Raw genomic sequence first — 23,131 nt, 5'->3', positions numbered from 1 at the left:
CGTCAGCTTTCCTTGACGACCATGTAGCCGAGCCCGCGCACGTTGCGGATCAGGTCCGAACCGAGCTTCTTGCGCAGCGCGTGGATGTAGACCTCGACCGTGTTGCTGCCGATCTCCTCGCCCCAGCCGTACATCTTCTCCTCGAGCTGGCTCTTCGACAGCACTGCGCCGGGCCGCGCGAGCAGCGCCTCCAGCAGCGCGAACTCGCGCGCGGACAGCGCGACGGGCGCACCGTCGAGCGTCACCTGGTGCGACGCGGGATCGAGCGTCAGCGCGCCGTGGCGGATCAGCGACTCGCTGCGCCCCGCCTGGCGGCGGATCAGCGCGCGCATCCGTGCGCCCAGTTCGTCGAGGTCGAACGGCTTGACGAGGTAGTCGTCGGCGCCCGCGTCGAGCCCCTTCACGCGATCGGCGACCGCGTCGCGCGCGGTGACGATCAGCACCGGCAGCGACAGCCCGCGCGCGCGCAGCGTGCGCAGCACGTCGATGCCGTCGCGCTTCGGCAGGCCGAGATCGAGCAGCAGCAGGTCGTACGTCTCGCCGCCGAGCGCCGTGAGCGCCGCGTCGCCGTCCTGCACCCAGTCGACCGCGAAGCCGTCGGAGCGCAGCGCCTTGCGTACGCCTTCGGCAATCATTCGATCGTCTTCAACAAGCAGAATCCGCATCGGAACTGGAACCCATCGGCGAATAAAACATGGCGACCATTGTAGCGCCGCGCATCGCGCGCGCGGCCCCTGCAATGCAACAGAAAGGCCGGTTGCGAGGGGCGCGTGCGGACTTGTCTCTACAATGTGCGCTCCGGCGCCGCGCGCGCCCTGCCCGAGCACCGTGCTTTTCCCGTATTCACCCATGCCGATTTCCGATCTTTCCGCCCGGTTCGCCCCCCGCGCCCGCCTCTGCGTGCGCGCGGCCGCCGTCGTCGCCACCTGCACGGCCCTTGCGTTCTCACCGTCCGCGCAGGCCCGCAAGAAGCCCCACAAGGAAGCGCGCAAGACCGCCGTCGTGTCGCCGGCCGCGCGCGCGGCCGGCCTGCCGGCGTCCGTGCTCGTCGCGCTGCAGCGCGCGAACGTGCCGGCATCGGCGATGAGCGTCGTCGTCGAGCGGGTCGGCAATCCCGAGCCGCTGATCGCGTGGAACGCAAGCCAGCCGATGCTGCCGGCGTCGACGATGAAACTCGTCACGACGTTCTCGGGCCTGTCGATCCTCGGCCCCGACTTCCGCTGGCGCACCACCGCGTATGCGGACGGCCCGGTCGACCCGGACGGCACGCTGCAGGGCAACTTGTACATCAAGGGCACCGGCGATCCGAAGCTCGTCCCCGAGGAACTGATCGACCTCGTCGACAAGATCCGCAAGGCGGGCATCAAGCGCGTGGCCGGCGGCCTCGTGCTCGACAAGAGTTATTTCGCCGCGTCGACGCGCGACCTGCCGTCGTTCGACGACGACGTGAGCGCGCCGTACAACGTCGGCCCCGATCCGCTGCTGTACGCGTTCAAGGCCGTGTCGTTCACGGTCACGCCGGGCGACGACGGCAAGGTGGCCGTCGACGTGCTGCCGCCGCTCGCGAACCTGTCGATCGACAATCAGCTGTACGAAGGCACGGGGTCGTGCGGCGCGGCCGCCGCGGCCGCGCGCCCGACGCTGTCGGCCGGCGGCCCGATCATGACCGCGTCGTTCGCCGGCGACTATCCGCTGCGCTGCGGCGCGCGCACGACCAATCTCGCGATCCTCGATCACACGACGTTCTTCGCACGCGGCTTCCTCGCGCTGTGGCAGCAGGACGGCGGCACGATCACGGGGCCCGTGAGCGAAGGCAAGGTGCCGACCACCGCGCGGCCGCTCGCCGTGCATCACAGCCCGGTGCTCGGCAGCATCGTCTACGACATCAACAAGTTCAGCAACAACGTGATGGCGCGCAACCTGTTCCTGACGATCGGCGCGGTCGCCGGCAAGCCGCCCGCGACTCCCGAGCAGTCGAGCCGCGCGATCCAGGCGTTCCTGCAGAAGAACGGCATCGCGATGCCCGACCTTGCGCTCGAGAACGGCTCGGGCCTGTCGCGCGAAGAACACGTGAGCGCGCTGTCGCTCGCCGCGCTGCTGCAGGCCGCGAACGCGAGCCCCGTCGCGCAGGCGTTCATCGATTCGCTGCCGATCGCCGGCATCGACGGCACGATGAAGAACCGCCTCACCAACGCCGGCGTGCTCGGCAACGCGCACATCAAGACCGGCACGCTGCGCGACGTGCGCGCGATCGCGGGCTACGTGGCCGGCGCCGACGGCCAGAGCTACATCGTCGTCAGCTTCATCAACAACGATCATGCGGAAGGCGCGCGCGCCGCGCACGACTCGCTGCTCGAATGGATCTACACGGGCGCACACTGACGCCCCGGCCGGCGCACGCGCGGCGACGCGCGCGCCGGCCTCGCCTTCCATCGGCCGCCACGGCCGCCCGTCCCGCGCCCGATTCTCGTCCGTAAAGCGGGGCCGCACCGTCCGCCCCCGTGCCGTGCGGCTTCCGTAGAAACCCTGTCCTCAGAGGGAACCCTCTACGCTCCCCTCTCGCCTAGCGCGTGGCGATTGCGTAGGCTGATGCCCTGACCGATATCTACAACGGGCGACACGCCCGGCCTCACGGCTTGCAGGGGAAAGGAGGAGACACGTCCATGCGATTCGACGTCGAATTGCTTCTGCTCGCGCTGGCGCCCGTCTTCCTGCTCTGCATCGCGTGGGAAGCCTGGCACCTCGCCCGCACGCGTGCGCAGGACCATGTCTATGCGTGGCGCGACACGCTGTGCAACGCGGCCCTCGCGCTGATGCACCAGGGCGCCGACAAGCTCGCGTGGCTGATCGTGATCCCCGTTTATGCGTACTGCTACGCACACTTCCGGCTGTTCACGTGGCACGACGGCTGGCTGTCGTTCGCCGTGCTGTTCGTCGGCCAGGATTTCCTCTACTACGTGTTCCATCGCGCGAGCCATCGCGTGCGCTGGCTGTGGGCCGCGCACGTCGTGCACCACTCGTCCGAGCGGATGAATTTCTCGACCGCGTTCCGGCAGAGCCTGATGTATCCCGTCGCGGGCATGTGGGTGTTCTGGCTGCCGCTCGCGCTACTCGGCTTTCCGCCGCAGCAGATCGTCGGCATCGTGCTGATCAACCTCGCGTTCCAGTTCTTCGTGCATACGCAGGCAATCGGCAAGCTCGGCTGGCTCGAATACGTGTTCAACACGCCGTCGATCCATCGCGCGCATCATGCGCGCAACCCGCGCTACATCGACCGCAATTACGCAGGTGTACTCGTGATCTGGGACCGCCTGTTCGGCAGCTACGTCGAGGAATCGCCCGGCGATCCGCCGCAGTACGGCATCGTCGAGCCGCTCGGCTCGAACAACCCGCTCGTCGCGACATTTCACGAGTGGGTGTCGATGGCGGCCGACACGTTGCGCGTCGACGGATGGCGCAACAAGCTGCGCGCGATTTTCGGCCCGCCCGAATGGGCGAGCACTTATCATGCGCAGAGCGCCGAAGCCGTACACCACGATCCGCGCACCGCGCCGTCCGCGGCCGTGCGCGACCAATAAACCACTTCAGCCAACGGCCGCCGTGCAGCCCGAACCTGAGCGGGCACGCGACAGATGCACCATACATCGGGCCATATCTACGAGGAGATCCATCGATGCAGTCACGACAACCTACCCCGTCGCGCAAACCGCAACGCCTGCTGCGCACCGCGCAGGTCGCGATCGCGGGCGCCGCGCTCGCACTGCTCGCCGCATGCGGCGGTGGCGACGACAACAACAGCAGCGCATCGAACACGCCGCCGTCCGGCGTGAAAATGCAGATCGTGTCGTTCGGCGACAGCCTGCAGGACGCCGGCACCTACTCGCAGATCAAGCTCGGCTTCGGCGGCGGCCGCTTCACGACCAACCCCGGCCAGGTATGGACGCAGGACGTCGCGCAGTACTACGGCGACACGCTGCAGCCCGCGAACCAGGGCGGCTTCGGCATTCCGCTGCAGGCCACGGGCGGCCTCGGCTACGCGCAGGGCGGCTCGCGCGTGACGCAGCAGCCGGGCCTCGGCCACGCGGACGCAAGCGTCCCGAACGCCGACTACGCACAGGCCACGACCACGCCGGTCGCCGACCAGGTCAAGCAGTACCTGTCGCAGCACGGCAGCTTCAACGCAGGCCAGATCGTGCTGATCAACGGCGGCGCGAACGACATCTTCTATCAGGCGCAGGTCGCGCAGGCGCAAGGCAACACGCCGGCCGCGCAACTCGCGGCCGCGCAGGCGATCGGCCTCGCCGCGCAGCAGCTCGGCGGCATCGTCCAGCAGATCGTCGCGGCCGGCGCAACGCACGTGTTCGTCGCGAACGTGCCTGACATCGGCGGCACACCGTTCGCGCTGCAGAGCGGCACGCAGGCCGTGTTCACGCAACTGACGGGGCTGTTCAACCAGACTCTGGTCGGCACGCTGGCTGCGCTGAAGGTCGACACGACGAAGTACGCGGTGATCGATTCGTTCACGTGGCAGGACGGCATCGCGGCCAACTACCAGGCGAACGGCTTCAGCGTGTCGAATACCGACACCGCGTGCAACCTGAAGGCGATGGTCGCGGCGGCCACCCAGTACGGTGTCGCGAACCCGACCGCATTCGGCCAGTCGCTGTTCTGCTCGCCGCAGACCTACACGGTCGCGAACGCGGACCAGACCTACATGTTCGCCGACACGGTCCACCCGACGACGCACCTGCACGCGCTGTTCGCGCAGTACGCCGAACAGCAGATCGCGAAGTCCGGCGTCGGCAAGTAAGCCGCCGGTCACGCGCGCAAACGAAAACGCCCGACTGGTTTGCCGGTCGGGCGTTTTTCATTTCCGGATCGAGTGCGGCAGGCGGTGTCAGTCGCGCGCTTCGAATGCCGCGGCCGCACGGCCGAGACGATCGTTGACCGCGATCCACTCGACGGTCTCGGGCAGCTTCTCGACGAGGATGCGTGCGACCTGCGCGCGGTCGAGCGCGCGCAGCATGCCGTACAGGTCGCGCGCATACGCCTGCGGATCTTCCGGCGCCGCGACGAAATGCACGCCGTCGGCCTGCGCCCAGCGCCCCGCGCGCGATGCGCGCGCGACGAGCGCAACGCGTTCGCCGTCGGTCTGCGCGGCCGCCAGCAGCGGCTCGAGTGCGTCGAACGGCAGCAGCGCAAGCGGCGTGCGCGGTGCGTAATGGGCCTTCAGCGTACCGGACGCGCGCGGCGCGGTCGCGTCGCTGCCGTCGGGCAGGCGCGGCGCGCGGCCGAGCACGTCGGCAATCTGCTGCGGCGTCACGTGCCCCGGGCGCAGCAGCGCCGGGAAGCCGCGCGACAGGTCGAGGATCGTCGATTCGATGCCGACTTCGGACGCGCCGCCGTCGAGCACGTGCACCGTGTCGCCGAATTCGTCGCGCACGTGCTGTGCGGTGGTCGGGCTCACGTGGCCGAAGCGGTTCGCGGACGGCGCAGCGACGCCGCCGTGGCCGCCGCGCCGCGCGCTGAACGCGGCCAGCAGCGCCTGCGCGACCGGATGCGACGGGCAGCGCAGGCCGACCGAATCCTGGCCGCCGCTCACGGCGTCGGGGATGCGCGCGTGGCGCTTCAGGATCAGCGTGAGCGGACCGGGCCAGAATGCATCGATCAGCGCCAGCGCATCGGCCGGCAGGTCGTCGGCCCAGTAGCCGGGATCGCCGCCGGGCGGCAGATGCACGATCACCGGATGGTTCGCGGGGCGCCCTTTCGCCGCGTAGATGCGCGCGACGGCCTCGGGATTCGCCGCGTCGCCACCGAGCCCGTAAACGGTTTCGGTCGGGAACGCGACGAGCTGGCCCACGTCGAGCAGCGCGGCAGCCGCGTCGATCTGCGCGGGCGTCACGGAGTTCGGGAGATCGATGGACACGGCTGGCGCCTCAGTCGAGCGGCACGCGCAGCAGCTGCGCGCACGCGGTGGCGGCGGCGACGGCCTCGTCGCACGTCTCGGCCGTGAAGTTCACGTGGCCCATCTTGCGGCCGACGCGCGCTTCTTCCTTGCCGTACAGGTGCAGGTGCGCGGCCGGCATCGCGGCGACCGTGTCCCATGGCGGCGTGACGGCATCGGCCGCCGCACCGTTCGGGAACCACACGTCGCCAAGGATGTTCAGCATCGCGGCCGGCGAGTGCTGGCGCGGGTTGCCGAGCGGCATGCGCGTCATCGCGCGCACCTGCTGCTCGAACTGGCTCGTTGCGCACGCATCGACCGTGTAGTGGCCGGAGTTGTGCGGGCGCGGTGCCATCTCGTTCGCGACGAACGAGCCGTCTTCCAGCACGAAGAATTCGACGCACAGCACGCCGACGTAGCCGAGCGTATCGGCGATCCGTACGGCCGCCTGCTGCGCCTCCTCGACGCGCGCGGCATCGGCGGCCGGCGCCGGCACGATCGTCAGCGCGAGGATGCCGTTGTGGTGCGCGTTCTGCGCGAGCGGGAACGCGGCCGAGCGGCCGTCCGCGCCGCGCGCGATCAGCGCGGACACTTCGTATTTCAGCGGCAGGCGCTTTTCCAGCACGCACGGCACGCCGCCGAGCGCCGCATGCGCGTCGCGCGCTTCCCGCGCGGTGCTCACGCGCACCTGGCCCTTGCCGTCGTAGCCGAGGCGCGCCGTCTTCAGGATGCCCGGCAGCACCGCGTCGAGCGCGGCATCGTCGAGCGCGGCGAGCGCCGCCGCCGATTCGATCACGACGTGCGGTGCGACCGGCACGCCCGAGGCCTCGATGAAACGCTTCTCCGCGATCCGGTCCTGCGCGACCGCGACGCAGCGGCCGGCCGGCGCGACGAACGTCGTGCGCGCGAGGAAATCGAGGCTCGCGGCCGGCACGTTCTCGAATTCCGTCGACACGGCATCGCACAGTTCGGCCAGTTCGGCCAGCGCGGCTTCGTCGTCGTAGGCCGCGCGCAGGTGGCGGTCGGCGACCGTGCCGGCGGGGCTCGTCGGATCGGGATCGAGCACGGCGACGCGATAGCCCATCGACTGGGCGGCAAAGCAGAACATGCGGCCGAGCTGGCCACCGCCGACCATGCCCAGCCACGCGCCGGGCAGGATCGGGGAAACGGAATCAGGAGTTGCGGTCATGTCAGTGGTCGATCGCGGCGGGCGCTGCCCGCCGCAGTGGGGAGGGTCAGGCGGCCGCCGGAATGGCAGTGCGGCCGCCGGTGCGCCGTCATGCCAGCGGCGGCAGCACCATCGCGTGCGCGGCTTCGTTCTGGCGCACGCGGAACGCGGCGAGCCGGTTCGCGTAGTCGACCGACGTGCCGGACAGGATCGACACCGCGAACAGCGCGGCATTCGCGGCGCCGGCCTCGCCGATCGCGAACGTCGCGACCGGCACGCCCTTCGGCATCTGCACGATCGAGTGCAGCGAATCGACGCCCTTCAGGTACTTGCTCGCGACCGGCACGCCGAGCACCGGCACCGTGGTCTTCGCGGCGAGCATGCCGGGCAGGTGCGCGGCGCCGCCGGCGCCCGCGATGATCGCACGCAGCCCGCGCTCGCGCGCCTTCTCCGCGTAGTCGAACATCTCGTCGGGCATCCGGTGCGCGGATACCACCTTCGCTTCGTACGGCACGCCGAATTCCTGCAGGATCGCTACCGCGTTCTTCATCACGTCCCAGTCGGAATTCGAACCCATCAGCACGCCGACGAGCGGCGCGCTGTGCGTGTGGGCGGTCTGGACTTCACTCATGTCGTGCGTTCCTCGCTCAGGCAAGCGGCTGGCCGGTGATGCGCTCGAGCGCTTCCTGGTACTTCGCGGCCGTCTTCTCGACGACGTCGGCCGGCAGCGCCGGCGCCGGCGCGGTCTTGCCCCACGGCTGCGCCTCGAGCCAGTCGCGCACGAACTGCTTGTCGAACGACGGCGGGTTGGTACCGACCTGGTACTGGTCGGCCGGCCAGAAGCGCGACGAATCGGCCGTCAGCACTTCGTCCATCAGGTACAGCTTGCCGTGGTTGTCGAGGCCGAATTCGAACTTCGTGTCGGCGATGATGATGCCGCGCGTCGCCGCGTAGTCGGCCGCTTCCTTGTACAGCTTGATCGAGATGTCGCGGATCGTCGCGGCCAGCTCGGTGCCGATGCGGCGCTCGGTTTCCTCGAACGTGATGTTCTCGTCGTGCTCGCCGAGCTCGGCCTTCGCGGCCGGCGTGAAGATCGGCTCGGGCAGCTTCTGCGCGTTCTGCAGGCCTTCCGGCAGCTGGACGCCACACACGGCGCCCGACGCCTGGTATTCCTTCCAGCCGCTGCCGGCCAGGTAGCCGCGCACGACCGCCTCGATCATGATCGGCTCGAGGCGCTTGACGACCACACCGCGGCCCTTGACCTGCTCGACCTCGTCGGCCGCGACGACCGCTTCCGGCGCGTCGCCCGTCAGGTGGTTCGGCACGATGTGCGCGAGCTTGTCGAACCAGAAGTTGGCCATCTGGTTCAGCACGCGGCCCTTGTTCGGAATCGGCTCGCCCATGATCACGTCGAATGCCGACAGGCGATCGGTCGTGACGATCAGGAGCTTGTCGTTGCCGACCGCGTAGTTGTCGCGGACCTTGCCGCGACCGAGGAGCGGCAGCGAGCGGAGCGTGGATTCGTAAAGGGTAGACATCGTCTTTTCGCAGATAAGGAGCCAAACAAAAAGGGAAACGCCGTTCCCCGCGGCAGGCGGGAACGGCGGTCTTGCAATGCGTCGGCGAACCGCCGGGCGATCATGCCCGGTGGCTGCCGGCCGGCCCTCGTTCGGCCGGACGGAACGGCTGCCGGGGCCGGATCAGATCGGGCCCCGGGGCAGTCAGCCCCGGCCCGGCGGCAAAACCGGGCGGGGCAATCGTACTACAGTCTCAGCGCACGACCTGCGCGAGCGCGCCGGACTTGTACTGTTCGGCGATCTTGTCGAGCGACACCGGCTTGATCTTCGCGGCCTGGCCTTCGCAGCCGAACGCGAGGTAGCGGTCGACGCACACCTGCTTCGCCGCTTCGCGCGCGGGCTTCAGGTAGTCGCGCGGATCGAACTTGCCCGGGTTCTCGAACAGGTAGCGGCGGATCGCGCCGGTGATCGCGAGACGCAGGTCGGTGTCGATGTTGATCTTGCGCACGCCGTGCTTGATGCCTTCCTGGATTTCCTCGACCGGTACGCCGTAGGTTTCCTTCATGTCGCCGCCGAATTCGCGGATCTCGGCCAGCAGTTCCTGCGGCACCGACGACGAACCGTGCATCACCAGGTGCGTGTTCGGGATGCGTGCGTGGATTTCCTTGATGCGCTGGATCGACAGGATGTCGCCCGTCGGCTTCTTCGAGAACTTGTACGCGCCGTGCGACGTGCCGATCGCGATCGCGAGCGCATCGCACTGCGTGAGCTTCACGAAGTCGGCTGCCTGCTCCGGATCGGTCAGCAGTTGCTCGCGGGTCATCGTGCCTTCCGCGCCGTGGCCGTCTTCCTTGTCGCCCTTCATCGTCTCGAGCGAGCCGAGCACGCCGAGTTCGGCTTCGACCGTCACGCCGATCGAGTGCGCCATCTCGACGACCTTGCGCGACACGTCGACGTTGTATTCGTACGAGGCGACCGTCTTGCCGTCCGCTTCGAGCGAACCGTCCATCATCACGCTGGTGAAGCCGCTGCGGATCGCGCCCATGCAGACCGCCGGCGACTGGCCGTGGTCCTGGTGCATCACGACCGGGATGTGCGGATACGACTCGACCGCCGCTTCGATCAAGTGGCGCAGGAACGGCTCGCCCGCGTACTTACGCGCGCCGGCCGATGCCTGCATGATCACGGGCGCGCCGACCTGGTCCGCCGCCGCCATGATCGCCTGGACCTGCTCCAGGTTGTTCACGTTGAAGGCCGGCAGGCCGTAACCGTGCTCTGCCGCGTGGTCCAGCAATTGACGCATTGATACGAGAGGCATTGTGGAACTCCTTGGAATGAAAACCGGTGCGCCCTGACGCCGGCGCGGCGCTCGCCCCCCGTCGAAACCGGGGCGGCACGGCGCGGCTGAGCGTCGAATAGCCGCATTTTATCGCGAAGCGCCTCCGATTCCGACCGCCCGGTGGCGCGTACTCGCATTTTGTTACCTTCGCACGGCACAATGCGGGCAAAAAACAGAAAAAAAGCCGCGCGGGGCATCGGACCCCACGCGGCTTTCGACAAATAATCGGTGCCCGATCAGCTCGGGCGGCCGGTGGACCGGTCAACGGACCGGCCCGGTGCGCTCCGGCGCTCAATAATGCTCGCCGACCCGCACGATCTTCAGCGTGTTGGTGCCGCCCGCCTGCCCCATCGGCTCGCCGACGGTCAGCACGACCATGTCGCCGTGCTGCACGTAGCCCTGCTTGACGACGATCTCGAGCGCTGCCTGCAACGCCGAGTCGCGGTCGCTGTTGAAGTCGACGTGCAGCGGCGTCACGTTGCGGTACAGCGCCATGGTGCGCTCGCTGCCGACGCGCGGCGTCAGCGCGAAGATCGGCACGTGCGTGTAGTGACGCGACATCCACAGCGCGGTCGCGCCGGATTCGGTCAGCGCGACGATCGCCTTCGCGCCCAGGTGATAGGCGGTGAACAGCGCGCCCATCGCGATCGACTGGTCGATCCGCGTGAACGTGCGGTCAAGGAAATCCTTGTCGAGTTCGACGTGCTCGGATTTTTCTGCCTCGACGCACACGGCCGCCATCGTTTCGATCGTGACGACCGGATACTTGCCGGCGGCCGTCTCGGCCGACAGCATCACCGCATCGGTGCCGTCGAGCACCGCGTTCGCGACGTCCGACACTTCCGCGCGGGTCGGCACGGGTGCGTGGATCATCGATTCCATCATCTGCGTCGCGGTGATCACGAGCTTGTTCGACTCGCGCGCCATCCGGATCATGCGCTTCTGCAGCGCCGGCACGGCCGCGTTGCCCACTTCCACCGCGAGGTCGCCGCGCGCGACCATGATGCCGTCGGACGCGTCGAGGATGCTCTGCAGCGCCGGAATCGCCTCCGCGCGCTCGATCTTCGCGATCATCTTCGGCTTGATGCCGTACGGCGCGCCCGCGATGTTCGCGAGCTGGCGCGCCATTTCCATGTCGGTGGCATTCTTCGGGAACGACACCGCGACCAGATCCGCGCCGAGCGACATCGCCGTGCGGATGTCCTCCATGTCCTTCGCGGTCAGCGCAGGCGCCGACAGGCCGCCGCCCTGGCGGTTGATCCCCTTGTTGTTCGACAGCTCGCCGCCCACCTTGACGATCGTGTGGATCTCGTCACCGAGCACGCGCTCGACGATCAGCACGATCAGGCCGTCGTTCAGCAGCAGCAGGTCGCCCGGCTTCAGGTCGCGCGGCAGTTCCTTGTAGTCGAGGCCGACCCGCTCGTCGTTGCCGAGCTCGCAGCCAGCATCGAGGATGAAGGCCTGGCCGGGCACGAGCGTCGTCTTGCCGTTCTCGAACTTGCCGACCCGGATCTTCGGGCCCTGGAGGTCGGCCATGATCGCGATCTCGCGGCCGACCTTGCGGGCGGCCTCGCGCACCATCTCGGCGCGCTGGCGGTGATCGTCGGCCGTGCCGTGCGAAAAATTGAGCCGCACGACGTCGAGGCCCGCCTGCATCATCTGCAGCAGAATCTCCGGCGAACTGGAAGCCGGGCCGATCGTGGCGACTATCTTGGTGGCGCGCTGCATGAAACTCCTCATCTGGATCAAGGTGGATGCGCTGGGTGAAACGCTGCGAGAGCCGGAATCGGCGGGCCCAGCGGCGGCCGTTCCGGGGGGCGTGCCGGTGCTTGCGCCCGGCATCGCTTTGTTCTGAATCTCGTGGTGCTGCACGGCCGCGTCGCCGGCGGCCGCCGGTGCGCGCGGGGTTGAGTTCGCCCGCGCGGGCGCGCGTTTGCGCTTGCCCGCGCCGGCCGGCTGCTCCGCCTTCGCGGAGCGCGCGGCCCTGGTCACCCCTGCGCGCGCCGCCACGCTCAGGCCGCCCGCGTTTCGAGCACTTCCACTGCCGGCAGCTTCTTCCCCTCGAGGAACTCGAGGAAGGCGCCGCCGCCCGTCGAGATGTAGCTGACCTGATCGTGGATGCCGTACTTCGCGATGGCCGCGAGCGTGTCGCCACCACCCGCGATCGAGAACGCGGACGATTTGGCGATGGCTTCTGCGAGCGTCTTGGTGCCGTTGCCGAACTGGTCGAACTCGAACACGCCGACCGGGCCGTTCCACACGATCGTGCCGGCCTTCTCGAGCTGGCTCGCGAGCGCCTTGGCCGTATCGGGGCCGATGTCGAGGATCATGTCGTCCGCTTCGATGTCGGCGACCTGCTTCACCGTGGCCGTGGCCGTCGGCGAGAATTCCTTGGCCGTCACGACGTCGGTCGGGATCGGCACCGACGCGCCGCGCTCGCGCGCTTCGTCGATAATCGCCTTCGCTTCCGCGACGAGATCGGCTTCCGCGAGCGACTTGCCGATCGACAGGCCGGCCGCGAGCATGAACGTGTTCGCGATGCCGCCGCCGACGATCAGCTGGTCGACCTTGCCGGCCAGCGACTTGAGAATGGTCAGCTTGGTCGACACCTTCGAGCCGGCGACGATCGCGACCAGCGGACGCGCCGGATTGCCGAGCGCCTTGCCGAGCGCGTCGAGTTCGGCGGCCAGCAGCGGGCCCGCGCACGCGACCGGCGCGTACTTCGCGATCCCGTGGGTGGTCGCTTCCGCGCGGTGCGCGGTGCCGAACGCGTCGTTCACGTACACGTCGCAGAGCTTCGCCATCTTCTGCGCGAGCTCGTCCGAATTCTTCTTCTCGCCCTTGTTCACGCGGCAGTTCTCGAGCAGCACGACCTGGCCCGGCGCGACGTTCACGCCGTTCTCGACCCAGTTCGAGACGAGCGGCACGTCACGGCCGAGCAGCTCGGCGAGGCGCGTCGCGACCGGCGCGAGCGAGTCTTCCGGCTTGAATTCGCCTTCGGTCGGACGACCGAGGTGCGACGTGACCATCACGGCCGCGCCGGCGTCGAGCGCGGCCTGGATGGCCGGCACGGACGCGCGCACGCGCGTGTCTTCGGTGATGTTGCCGTGATCGTCCTGCGGGACGTTCAGGTCGGCGCGGATGAACACCCGCTTGCCGGCGAGCTGGCCGGCGGCGATCAGGTCGGTAAGACGCTTGACTTGGCTCATGTTGAACAGATTGAAGTAGTGGATGGGGAAAGGGGGTTCACGCTGGACGTGCGCGGGCTGCCGCGTAAGGGCGCCGGATGCGGCCGTGGCTGGCGGTTCGCATGACGCGCACGGGTAAAAAATCTCGAACGGGCATTCTAGCCGATCCACCCGGCAGACTGACCCGTGCGGCGGCGAATTCCGCCTATTTGGGATCGCGCGCGGCAAGCGATATATTGCTGCAACGCAACAATGCGCGTGCGCGAGCGGCTCAGGGCCGGCTGGCCTGAACAGTGGTCAATCAGAAGATCAGGCGCAGCACGGTGAAGACGAGCATCCCGACGATGATCGTGCCGAGCATGCTGCGCCGCCACAAAAACCAGCCGAGGCCGGCGAGCGCCGCGTAGAACGGATGGTTGGACAGCGCGAACGACAGCCCGGCCGGCGTTTCGAGCACGTCGGGCAGCACGACCGCGACGAGCGCGGCGGCCGGCGCGTAGCGCAACGCGCGCTGCGCGCGCTCGGGCAGCACCGTGCGCTCGCCGCCGATCAGGAACAGCGCGCGCGTGACCGCCGTGACGATCGTCATCCCGACGATCACGATCCAGATTTCCGTCGCGCTCATTCGACTTCCTTTTCGTGCACGGTTTCGGTGCGGATGCGCCGCCAGTCGGCGCGTTCGACGAAGAAATCGGCCGTGCAGCCGGCCGCGAGCGCGGCCAGCACCGCGATCGGCAGCGCAAGCCGGTACGGCAGGTCGAATGCGATGAGCGACACGATGCCCGCGACCGCGACGGCTGCGAGCGTCGAGCGGTTCGCGACCGCCGACACCATGATCGGGATCAGCGCGAGCGTGCCGGCCAGTTCGAGGCCCCAGCTCGCGGGAAAGAAGCTCGCGAGCAGGATGCCGGCGAGCGACGACGCCTGCCACGACGCCCAGCTCGCGAGCGCCATCCCCCAGAAATACGCTTCCTTGCCCGGCACGTGGCCGTACGCGAAGCCCTGTTTCTGGAACAGCAGGTAGATCACGTCGCCGTTGAAATAGCCGATCGCGAGGCGCCGCCACAGCGGCAGGTAGGAAAAATGGGGAGCAAGCCCGGCGCTGAAGATCACGAACCGCATGTTGACCATCGCGGCCGTGAGCAGGATCGTCCAGATCGGCAGCTTCGCGACGAGGAGCGGCAGCACCGCGAGCTGCGACGAACCCGCGTAGACGAAGATCGACATCGCGCTCGCCTGCCCGAGCGTCATCACCGACTTGCTCATCGCGATGCCGGTGACGAGCCCCCAGGACAGGATCGCCATCAATGTCGGGGAATAATCGCGCGCGCCCTGGATCAGCGCGAAGCGGTCGGTGGCGGACAATCGAGCGAGCATGGGAAAGCGGGCCGCAGCGGGCGGTTCGTCCGAGCCCCGGCGTCTCCTGCCGGCGTGGCCCGTCGTTATTGGAATCGGTGCCGGACGATTATAGACCCGGCCCCGTGCCGACCGACCGGATCGACACCAAATGACGCTAAAATAAGCGTCTTTGCAGCTCAACACTGCACACAACCCGCAGCACCTCACTGCTTCCAGGAGAATCCTATGTCAATGGCCGACCGCGACGGCAAGATCTGGATGGACGGCAAGCTGATCGACTGGCGCGACGCCAAGATCCACGTCCTGACCCATACGCTGCACTACGGCATGGGCGTCTTCGAGGGCGTGCGCGCGTACAAGACGGCCGACGGGAGCACCGCGATCTTCCGCCTGCCGGAGCACACGAAACGTCTGCTGAATTCGGCGAAGATCTTCCAGATGGACGTGCCGTTCGACCGGGAAACGCTCGAAGCCGCGCAGTTGGAAGTCGTGCGCGAGAACAAGCTCGAGTCGTGCTACCTGCGCCCGATCATCTGGGTCGGCTCGGAAAAGCTCGGCGTGTCCGCGAAGGGCAACACGATCCACGTCGCGATCGCCGCATGGCCGTGGGGCGCGTACCTCGGCGAAGACGGCCTCGCGAAGGGCATCCGCGTGAAGACGTCGTCGTTCACGCGCCACCACGTGAACGTGTCGATGGTGCGTGCGAAGGCGTCGGGCTGGTACGTGAACTCGATCCTCGCGAACCAGGAAGCGACCGCCGACGGCTACGACGAAGCGCTGCTGCTCGACGTCGACGGCTACGTGTCGGAAGGCTCCGGCGAGAACTTCTTCCTCGTGAACAACGGCAAGCTGTACACGCCCGACCTGGCGTCGTGCCTCGACGGCATCACGCGCGACACAATCATCACGCTCGCGAAGGACGCCGGCATCGAGGTGATCGAGAAGCGCATCACGCGCGACGAGGTCTACACGGCCGACGAAGCGTTCTTCACGGGCACGGCCGCCGAAGTCACGCCGATCCGCGAACTCGACAACCGCACGATCGGCAGCGGCGCGCGCGGCCCGGTCACGGAAAAGCTCCAGTCGGCGTTTTTCGATATCGTGTCGGGCAAGAACGCGAAGTACGCGCACTGGCTGACGAAGGTCTGAGCGCGCCGCGCCACCGACCGCCCTACAAAAGAGTGATAAGAGAAAGTCTCATGAGTGAAATCAAGGAAATGCCGCTGGTCGAGCTGACGGCCAAGGATCTCCCCGCTTACTGCCCGAACCCGGCCATGGCGCGCTGGAGCGCGCACCCGCGCGTCTTCATCGACGTCTCGCACGGCGAGGCGCGCTGCCCGTACTGCGGGACGCGCTACAAGCTGCGCGACGGCGAGGTGGTCAAGGGCCACTGAGCCCCGGCCGGGCCTGCGGGCCCGCCGCTCGCGAGGCGGCGCAGCCGGGAGCCCCGGCGCGCCGCCCTTTTCCTGTTCTGACAACCCGAACGCGGTGCATGTGCGCCGTGCTTCATTACGACATCGGAAGTCGACCTGATGCGTCGAGCGCTGGTTATCGCACCGAACTGGATCGGTGACGCATTGATGGCGCAGCCGCTTTTTGCGCTGCTGAAGAAGCTCCATCCCCGCATCGCGATCGATGCCGTCGCGCCCTCGTGGGTCGCGCCCGTGCTCGAGCGGATGCCCGAGATCCACGATGTCTACGCGACCGACCTCGCGCACGGCAAGCTGCAGCTGCTGCGGCGCTGGCAGCTCGCGAGCGACCTGCGCGACGTCGGCTATGACGCGGCGTACGTGCTGCCGAATTCGCTGAAGTCCGCGGTGATCCCGTGGCTCGCGAACATCCCGCTGCGGATCGGCTACACGGGCGAGCACCGCTACGGCCTGCTCAACGTGCGGCACGCGAACCCGACCAAGTCGGGCGAGCGTCCGCCGATGACGAGCCACTACGCGGCGCTCGCGTATGCGCCGGGCGCGAAGCTGCCCGAGTCGATGAAGACGCTGCCCGCGCCGCGCCTCGACGCCGACCTGAACGAGACGGCGCGCGTGTCCGCGCGTTTCAACCTCGATACGCGCAAGCCGCTCGTGGTGTTCTGCCCCGGCGCGGAATACGGCCCGGCCAAGCGCTGGCCGCCCGAGCACTTCGCGACGCTCGCGACGATCGTCCACCAGTCGTTCCCGTACACGCAGATCGTCGCGCTCGGCTCGCAGAAGGACGCCGCCGCCGCGCAGGCGATCGCCGACCACGCGCCGAACGTGCGCAACCTGTGCGGGCAAACGTCGCTGTCCGAAGCGTGCGCGCTGATCGCGCGCGCGAACGCGGTCGTGACCAACGATTCGGGGCTGATGCACGTCGCCGCCGCGCTGCGCCGGCCGCTCGTCGCGTTGTACGGATCGACCGATCCGCGCCACACCCCTCCGCTGTCGGACCTGGCGAAGGTACAATGGCTGCATCTCGAATGCAGTCCCTGCTTCGAACGCGAGTGCCCGCTCGGCCATCTGAACTGCCTGCGCGAACTCGGTCCCGAGCAGGTATTCGGCGATTTGCGCGGCATGCTCGTCGGGCAGCGCTGACCCTGACCGGCAGCGTCGCACGACGCGCCGGGCAATCCGATTCACCGGTGTACGGCGGCTCCACGCGGGCCGCCGTGCTGAATACGGCGCGCGACGCGCGCGAGAGATAACCCCGATGCCACGTTTTGCCCGCCTCTTCGAAGCCGCTGCCGATACGCTGAATGCCTACTACCAGGCCGTCGCCGATGCCAATCTCGACGCGCTGCTGGGGTTGTGGATCGACGAGGACTTCGCCAGCTGCGTCTGGGCCGACGGCGAGCATCTGCACGGCCTCGACCAGATCCGCAGCGGGCTGGCCAACCGTCTGGCGACGCGCCCGGTGACGATCGAACCGCTCGACATCCGCGTATACGACAGTCTCGGCACCGTCGTCTACACGATCGCCGAAGCGCATCAACAGGCCGACCTGACGGCCGAACCCGACATGGTTTTCGCCACGTACGTGATGATTCACGAACGCGGCGAGTGGCGCATCGCGCATATTCACGCGAGCCTGATTCCCGAACAAGCGGCCGGACAATTCGCCGCGAAGATCCGTCACGGGCAGGGTCCGCTGCACTGACGAAGAAAGAAGCAACGCATTAGCGGGGCGATCATGAGTACGGCTTCTCCGCCCACCTCGCCGCTGACCGGGGCCCCGGCCCCCGACGACGATTCATTGCGCTATCGCGCACCGCGCTGGCTGCCGAACAGCCATGCCCAAACCATCGTGCCTGCGCTGTTCGCACGGCGTCCGGCTGTCGCATACCGACGAGAGCGATGGGAAACCCCCGACCACGACTTCATCGATCTCGACTGGGTCGCGCATCTCGACAGCGCGGCACCGCCGCCGGACGCGCCGCTGTTCGTGCTGTTCCATGGCCTCGAAGGCAGTTCCGGCTCGCACTACGCGCTGGCGATGATGGCCGCCGCGCGCGCGAAGGGCTGGCACGCGGTCGTCCCGCACTTTCGCAGCTGCAGCGGCGAGCTCAATCGGCAGCCGCGCTTCTACCATCTCGCCGACAGCGCCGAGGTCGACTGGATCCTGCGCCGGCTCGCCGCGCAGCATCGCGGGCCGATCGTCGCGGCCGGCGTGTCGCTCGGCGGCAACGTGCTGCTGCGCTGGCTCGGCGAGCACCGCAGCGACACGTCGATCGTGCATGCCGCCGCCGCGATCTCGACGCCGATCGACGTGCATGCGGGCGGTCGTGCGCTGTCGCAGGGCTTCGCGATGATCTATACGCGCAGCTTCCTGAAGACGCTGAAGCGCAAGGCGCTCGCGAAGCTCGACCAGTATCCGGGGTTGTTCGACCGCGACGCGATGCTGCGGGCGGTGACGATGCGCGACTTCGACGAAGTCGTGACCGCGCCGCTGCACGGCTTCGCGGACGCCGACGACTACTGGACCCAGGCCACGACGCGCCCGCTGCTGCCCGCGATCGACGTGCCCACCCTGATCCTCAACGCCCGCAACGATCCGTTCCTGCCCGAATCCGCGCTGCCGAGCGCCGCCGACGTGTCGCCGGCCGTCGAGCTCGACCAGCCCGCGGCAGGCGGCCATGCGGGATTCATGACCGGGCCGTTCCCCGGCCGCCTCGACTGGCTGTCGGCGCGGGTGTTCGGCTATTGCTCGAAATTCGTCGACCATGGATGACATCGTCAGGCAGGCCCTCGCCAAATGGCCGAACGTGCCGCACTGCACCGGCTGGCTGCTGCTCGACCGGCGCGGTGAATGGCGGCTGCGCGACGACGCCGCGCAAGCCGCCGGCGAGCTCGGCTCGCCGATCCGGCATGCGGCGCTGAACGCGTTCATCGGACGCAACTACGAATGCGATGCGCACGGCCAGTGGTTCTTCCAGAACGGGCCGCAACGCGTGTATGTCGAGCTCGCCTATACGCCGTGGGTCGTGCGCCTGGCCGAACGCGACGGGCAGCTTGCGCTGGCCGACCAGACGGGCACGCCGTTCGAGCCGGACGCCGCGTGGCTCGACGACGCGGGCGGCGTGCTGTTTCGCGCGGCGGGCACGCCGCCGCGCATCGCGGCGCTGCACGACCACGACCTCGGCTTGTTCGCCGATCATGCAGACTTCGACGCGACACCGCCCGTACTGCGCTGGCGCGACGGGCGCATGCTGCCGCTCGGCAACCTCGCGTGCGCCGACGTGCCGGCGACGTTCGGCTTCGTCGCAAGTCCAGCGCAGAGAGCCGGCGATGCGCCGGACGACGGCCGCGCCGGAACCTGACGCGCAATCGCCGTGCCCGCCTGACCGCCGTTATCCGCGGCCGTTCTTCTCGTCCTCGCGCTCTTCCTTGTAGCGCGCCTCGAATTCCAGCAGCCGCGCGCCGATGATCGACTGGTCGTAGAACGACACGTCCTTCGCGTCGCGCGCCTCCTTCAACTGGCGAATCGCCGACGGCCACGCGCCGTCGAGCGCCAGCTTCTCCGCGAGCGCGCGGCGCCGCGCGAGCACGTCGCCCTTGCCGTCGCTGGCCTTCGCGAGATAGTCCCACCAGTCCGGCTGCTCGGGGTCCGCTTGCGCCTGCGTGCGCGCGAGCGCCTGCGCTTCGGCGAAGCGGCGCGCGGCGATCAGCGCCTGCAGGTGCGCGACGATCGCCGCGTGCGACGCCGGCCAGCGCCGCTGCGCGAGCGCCGCGAGCCGCACCGCGTCGTCGGCCCGGCCCGCGCGGCGGGCAATGTCGGCGGCGAGCACGTCGAGGCTCGGCGAACTCGTCTCCGGATCGCCCGCGCGCCGTTCGCGCGCGTCGAACGCGGCGCGCGCCGACGCGAGCGCCTTGTCGGCCACGTCGTACTGGCCGAGCAGCGTATTCGCGAGCGCGATGCCGTACGCGTTCGCCGCGACGTTCGGCGCGGTGCGATCGTCGATCTCGAGCTGCATCCGGCGCGCCTCGGCCGCGATGTCGTTCGGCGCGCGGTTCTGCAGGATCCGCAGCCGCGCGCGCACGAAGCCGTACTCGGCCGACTGGTGCGGTTGCCGATACGGCGCGCGGCGTGCGCGATCCTCCATGTCGGCGATCCGTTCGCCCGTCAGCGGGTGCGTGCGCGCATAGGCCGGCACGCCCGCGTCGCCTGTCGACCTGCGTTCGAGTCGCTCGAAGAAGCCCGGCATTCCATACGGGTCGTAGCCGGCGCCGGCGAGCAGCTGGAAGCCGACGCGATCGGCCTCGCGCTCGGCCGAACGCGAGAAGCGCAGCTGGTTATCGACCGCATACGCCTGCCCGCCCATCGCGATCGCGCTGCCGAGATCGCCGCTGCGCGCGAGCACGCCCGCCAGCACGCCGAGCAGCATCGTCGCGAGCGCGGTGTAGCCGGTCTTCTCGTTCGCGCCGATCATCCGCGCGATGTGCCGCTGCAGCACGTGGCCCATCTCGTGGCCCACCACCGATGCGAGTTCCGATTCCGTCTGCGTCGTGATGACCAGCCCGCTGTTGATCCCGATGAAGCCGCCCGGCATCGAGAACGCGTTGATCTGCGAATCGCGCACCGGGAACAGGTCGAAGTCCGGCATGTAGCCGCCGATGTAGCGCGCCGCCGCCGCGGCCGCGAGCCGCGCCGCCATCGCATTCAGGTAGTCGCGCACGAGCCAGTCGTCGAGATAGTCCGGGTCGCGCCGCACCTCGCGCATCACGCGCTCGCCGAGACGGCGCTCGGCTTGGGGCGTGAGCGAACCGCCGGAGCCGTCGCCGAGATCGGGCAGTTCCAGTGCGCGCAGCGGCGCGCGCAGGCCCGCGACGGGCGCGGACGTGCCGTCGCCGCCCGAGAACCGGCTTTCGGTGCCGCCGTAGGTGCCGAATACGCCGGTCGCGATGCCGGAGGGCACCGTGGAAATCGACGGCGAATCGCCGGCCGCCGGCTCGAGCGGCAGCGTGGACGTGCGCTGCGCATGGCCGTTCGGCGGCAGCACGAGCGCCGTCGACAGCAACACGGCAAGCAACTGTTTCACACGCATGGCAGGATGAAAACGACGACGCCCCGCGCGCCGGGCGCGCATCGCGGCGTTTGGTCTGAAGATCCCGGTCATTGTACCGGTGCAATCGCGACTGTCCCGTGCGGCGGATGCGCCGTCTGCGCTCCCGGCGTCGCGTATCCCGCTGCTATGATAGGCGCCCGTTGAAACGTTGCATGTGATCGCGGTACGACGCCGGATGCGGTGTGTCGACCGGCCGCGAAGCATGAGATCGGAGCAAGACATGTCAGGACTTACCCATTTCGACGCCGCCGGCCACGCGCACATGGTCGACGTCGGCGGCAAGCAGGAAACGCAACGCATCGCGATCGCGCGCGGCACGATCCGGATGCTGCCCGCGACGTTCGCGCTGATCCGCGACGGCAAGGCCAAGAAAGGCGACGTGCTCGGCGTCGCGCGTATAGCCGCGATCCAGGGCGCGAAGCGCACCGCCGACCTCATCCCGCTGTGTCACCCGCTCGCGCTGACGCGGGTGGCCGTCGACTTCGAGCTCGACGACGCGCTGCCCGGGGTGCACTGCGTCGTGCAGGTCGAGACGTTCGGGCGGACCGGTGTCGAGATGGAAGCGCTGACTGCGGTGCAGGTCGGGCTGCTGACCGTGTACGACATGTGCAAGGCCGTCGATCGCGGGATGGTGATTACCGACGTGAGCGTCAGGGAGAAGCGCGGCGGGAAGTCGGGGGACTGGAAGGCGGAGGATGTGGCGGGCTGAAGCACGCATATCCCCGGGGCAGTTCGGGATGAATCGTCGGCCGTAACGATTCCCCGTTTCGAACAATAGAAAATCAGAACAACACGTCATCGATGAAGAAGACGCTGACGTACGCCGCGCCGATGCTGTGCGCACTCTCCATGCTACCGGCAGCCTTCGCCGCCAGCCCCTGCCCCGCCGCCGACACCGCCGCACGCGCGGCGCTCGATGCGCAGCGCCGTGTCCAGCAGGTCCGCAATCCTCAAGGGGACGGCGGCGGCACCGTCGACGTGTCACCGCCTTTGCGCGATGCGCTGCGCGCATACAAGCAGGCGCTCGTCGGCGCGATCGACGCGCGGCTTGCGTGCAGCGACGAACACGTCGAACCCGCTGCGCTGAAACGCACGCTAGCCGCAACGCTCGGCGTACCGGCCCAACCGACCCAGCCGAAAAACGGCGAATCGGCATTCGGCCGCAACCCTGACGTCGATATCGCGCGCGACGGCGCGTCCCACCCACTGCTCTTCGTGCGCGCCGGCTTCGACATCGCGTGCGGCGACGACAACCTGCTCACGGCCTATGCATGGGAAAACGGCAGCTGGCGGCGCGTGCTGCGCTGGCAGGCCGACGACTACAAGGACATCGGCGGTGCCTACGGCGGCGGTTTCTGGTTCGGGGCGTTGCCCGGCGGGCAGGTAGCGGTGGTCCACGGCACGCCGTGGTGCTCGTCGCGCTGGAGCCGGTTCGGCGCGGACGTGGTCGCACCCGCAAACGGGTCGGCCGCGCAACGCACGTTGTTCCATACGGAACACGGCTACGTGCTCGACGACAACGCGATCCGCTTCAAGGTGCGCCCCGACGGCTTCGAGATGCGCACGACGGTAGGCTCGCTCGACAGCGACGTGATGACGCGGCCGGGCATCTTCCGCTACCGCGTCGACGGCGACACCGTGCAACGCGTGCAGCCTGCGGCAGTCAACGGCCGCGATTTCGTCGACGAATGGCTGAAGACGGACGACGCGCTCGCGCGCGACTGGAGTGAACCGGTTGCGGCCGCAGCGGCGCTGAAAGCCCGGCAGGCGTTCAACGCGGACAGCAAGGCGCCCGATATCGGATTCACGTACGGCCCGGTACGCGGCTGCTCGGACAGCAAGGACCGCTTCCAGGTCGAACTGGATCTGACGGGCAAGGGCGGAGACACGGTCGCGCGACGCTACGCGCTGATCCGCCAGGAGCGCAACGGCTTCACGATGCTCGGGCTGCGCAATGCGGCCGAGCCGACGTGCCGCGGTGCAAACCTGATGCCGCAGCACTGACCCACGATCGCGCCGCGAACCGGCGTGACCGGCCGGGCAAGTGCGACGCGGCGTGACCGGCCGCGCCGGCCGCG

Annotated in this window: 23 protein-coding genes; 12 read left to right on the top strand and 11 right to left on the bottom strand. The window is 68.7% G+C overall.

Features of this window, described 5'->3' with window-relative positions; all coding sequences use genetic code 11:
- Positions 1–2: 2 nt before the first annotated feature.
- Complete coding sequence (locus tag GEM_RS04045) at positions 3–665, bottom strand: response regulator (protein WP_041490448.1); 663 nt, start codon at positions 663–665, stop codon at positions 3–5.
- 184 nt (positions 666–849) lie between these two features.
- On the opposite strand from GEM_RS04045, the gene dacB reads away from it, so the two are divergent.
- The 3 genes from dacB to GEM_RS04030 all read left to right on the top strand — a co-directional run bounded on the left by dacB (position 850) and on the right by GEM_RS04030 (position 4,810).
- Positions 850–2,382 carry a D-alanyl-D-alanine carboxypeptidase/D-alanyl-D-alanine-endopeptidase gene (dacB, locus tag GEM_RS04040; RefSeq protein WP_014896175.1) on the top strand — a complete coding sequence of 511 codons (1,533 nt, stop codon included), beginning with the start codon at positions 850–852 and terminating at the stop codon, positions 2,380–2,382.
- A gap of 281 nt (positions 2,383–2,663) precedes the next feature.
- A complete protein-coding gene (locus tag GEM_RS04035; protein ID WP_014896174.1) occupies positions 2,664–3,578 on the top strand; it encodes a sterol desaturase family protein in 915 nt (304 codons plus the stop codon).
- Positions 3,579–3,673: 95 nt separating this feature from the next.
- Complete coding sequence (locus tag GEM_RS04030; protein WP_014896173.1) at positions 3,674–4,810, top strand: SGNH/GDSL hydrolase family protein; 1,137 nt, start codon at positions 3,674–3,676, stop codon at positions 4,808–4,810.
- Positions 4,811–4,897: 87 nt separating this feature from the next.
- On the opposite strand, the gene GEM_RS04025 is transcribed toward GEM_RS04030, so the two are convergent.
- The 6 genes from GEM_RS04025 to pyk form a co-directional block, all read right to left on the bottom strand.
- Positions 4,898–5,926 (bottom strand): L-threonylcarbamoyladenylate synthase, encoded by a 1,029-nt coding sequence (locus GEM_RS04025; protein WP_014896172.1) that lies wholly within the window; start codon positions 5,924–5,926, stop codon positions 4,898–4,900.
- A gap of 10 nt (positions 5,927–5,936) precedes the next feature.
- Complete coding sequence (locus GEM_RS04020; protein WP_014896171.1) at positions 5,937–7,133, bottom strand: 5-(carboxyamino)imidazole ribonucleotide synthase; 1,197 nt, start codon at positions 7,131–7,133, stop codon at positions 5,937–5,939.
- An 88-nt stretch (positions 7,134–7,221) separates the two neighbouring features.
- Positions 7,222–7,743 carry a 5-(carboxyamino)imidazole ribonucleotide mutase gene (purE, locus tag GEM_RS04015; RefSeq protein WP_014896170.1) on the bottom strand — a complete coding sequence of 174 codons (522 nt, stop codon included), beginning with the start codon at positions 7,741–7,743 and terminating at the stop codon, positions 7,222–7,224.
- Between the two features lie 16 nt (positions 7,744–7,759).
- On the bottom strand, positions 7,760–8,650 hold the full coding sequence (locus GEM_RS04010; protein WP_014896169.1) for a phosphoribosylaminoimidazolesuccinocarboxamide synthase: 891 nt from the start codon (positions 8,648–8,650) through the stop codon (positions 7,760–7,762).
- A gap of 232 nt (positions 8,651–8,882) precedes the next feature.
- The gene (gene fba / locus GEM_RS04005; protein WP_014896168.1) at positions 8,883–9,947 is read right to left on the bottom strand and encodes a class II fructose-bisphosphate aldolase; all 1,065 of its coding nucleotides are present in this window, start codon (positions 9,945–9,947) and stop codon (positions 8,883–8,885) included.
- 312 nt (positions 9,948–10,259) lie between these two features.
- Positions 10,260–11,696 carry a pyruvate kinase gene (gene pyk, locus GEM_RS04000; protein ID WP_014896167.1) on the bottom strand — a complete coding sequence of 479 codons (1,437 nt, stop codon included), beginning with the start codon at positions 11,694–11,696 and terminating at the stop codon, positions 10,260–10,262.
- Between pyk and GEM_RS32115 the strand changes: the two genes are divergently transcribed.
- A complete protein-coding gene (locus GEM_RS32115; RefSeq protein WP_256097633.1) occupies positions 11,695–11,823 on the top strand; it encodes a hypothetical protein in 129 nt (42 codons plus the stop codon). The genes pyk and GEM_RS32115 overlap by 2 nt on opposite strands.
- Positions 11,824–11,980: 157 nt before the next feature.
- On the opposite strand, the gene GEM_RS03995 is transcribed toward GEM_RS32115, so the two are convergent.
- From GEM_RS03995 to GEM_RS03985, 3 genes are all read right to left on the bottom strand, one after another.
- On the bottom strand, positions 11,981–13,177 hold the full coding sequence (locus tag GEM_RS03995; protein WP_014896166.1) for a phosphoglycerate kinase: 1,197 nt from the start codon (positions 13,175–13,177) through the stop codon (positions 11,981–11,983).
- A gap of 280 nt (positions 13,178–13,457) precedes the next feature.
- The gene (locus GEM_RS03990; protein WP_014896165.1) at positions 13,458–13,781 is read right to left on the bottom strand and encodes an AzlD domain-containing protein; all 324 of its coding nucleotides are present in this window, start codon (positions 13,779–13,781) and stop codon (positions 13,458–13,460) included.
- The gene (locus tag GEM_RS03985) at positions 13,778–14,533 is read right to left on the bottom strand and encodes an AzlC family ABC transporter permease (protein WP_014896164.1); all 756 of its coding nucleotides are present in this window, start codon (positions 14,531–14,533) and stop codon (positions 13,778–13,780) included. The genes GEM_RS03990 and GEM_RS03985 overlap by 4 nt, the downstream gene beginning before the upstream one ends.
- A 207-nt stretch (positions 14,534–14,740) precedes the next feature.
- Between GEM_RS03985 and GEM_RS03980 the strand changes: the two genes are divergently transcribed.
- The 6 genes from GEM_RS03980 to GEM_RS03955 all read left to right on the top strand — a co-directional run bounded on the left by GEM_RS03980 (position 14,741) and on the right by GEM_RS03955 (position 19,307).
- Entirely contained in the window at positions 14,741–15,664 is a 924-nt protein-coding gene (locus GEM_RS03980; RefSeq protein WP_014896163.1) for a branched-chain amino acid transaminase, read from the top strand.
- A 50-nt stretch (positions 15,665–15,714) separates the two neighbouring features.
- Positions 15,715–15,909, top strand: coding sequence for a zinc-finger domain-containing protein (locus tag GEM_RS03975; protein ID WP_006749970.1), 195 nt, complete (start codon positions 15,715–15,717; stop codon positions 15,907–15,909).
- Between the two features lie 138 nt (positions 15,910–16,047).
- On the top strand, positions 16,048–17,085 hold the full coding sequence (gene waaF, locus GEM_RS03970) for a lipopolysaccharide heptosyltransferase II (RefSeq protein ID WP_014896162.1): 1,038 nt from the start codon (positions 16,048–16,050) through the stop codon (positions 17,083–17,085).
- 115 nt (positions 17,086–17,200) lie between these two features.
- Complete coding sequence (locus GEM_RS03965; protein WP_014896161.1) at positions 17,201–17,647, top strand: nuclear transport factor 2 family protein; 447 nt, start codon at positions 17,201–17,203, stop codon at positions 17,645–17,647.
- A 33-nt stretch (positions 17,648–17,680) separates the two neighbouring features.
- Entirely contained in the window at positions 17,681–18,718 is a 1,038-nt protein-coding gene (locus GEM_RS03960) for a hydrolase (protein ID WP_014896160.1), read from the top strand.
- Positions 18,711–19,307, top strand: coding sequence for a DUF2946 family protein (locus GEM_RS03955; RefSeq protein WP_014896159.1), 597 nt, complete (start codon positions 18,711–18,713; stop codon positions 19,305–19,307). The genes GEM_RS03960 and GEM_RS03955 overlap by 8 nt, the downstream gene beginning before the upstream one ends.
- 30 nt (positions 19,308–19,337) lie before the next feature.
- On the opposite strand, the gene GEM_RS03950 is transcribed toward GEM_RS03955, so the two are convergent.
- Entirely contained in the window at positions 19,338–21,032 is a 1,695-nt protein-coding gene (locus GEM_RS03950) for a M48 family metalloprotease (protein WP_014896158.1), read from the bottom strand.
- Between the two features lie 241 nt (positions 21,033–21,273).
- On the opposite strand from GEM_RS03950, the gene moaC reads away from it, so the two are divergent.
- Both moaC and GEM_RS03940 read left to right on the top strand, forming a co-directional pair.
- Positions 21,274–21,762, top strand: a complete 489-nt coding sequence (gene moaC, locus GEM_RS03945; RefSeq protein ID WP_006482362.1) for a cyclic pyranopterin monophosphate synthase MoaC — start codon at positions 21,274–21,276, stop codon at positions 21,760–21,762.
- Positions 21,763–21,854: 92 nt separating this feature from the next.
- Positions 21,855–23,057, top strand: coding sequence for a hypothetical protein (locus tag GEM_RS03940; RefSeq protein ID WP_014896157.1), 1,203 nt, complete (start codon positions 21,855–21,857; stop codon positions 23,055–23,057).
- Positions 23,058–23,131: the final 74 nt, after the last annotated feature.

The organism is Burkholderia cepacia GG4, from assembly GCF_000292915.1.
GTDB classification, from domain to species: domain Bacteria; phylum Pseudomonadota; class Gammaproteobacteria; order Burkholderiales; family Burkholderiaceae; genus Burkholderia; species Burkholderia cepacia_D.
The sequence above is the reverse complement of the archived record's forward strand: the minus strand, read 5'-3'. Positions and strand labels throughout refer to the sequence as shown.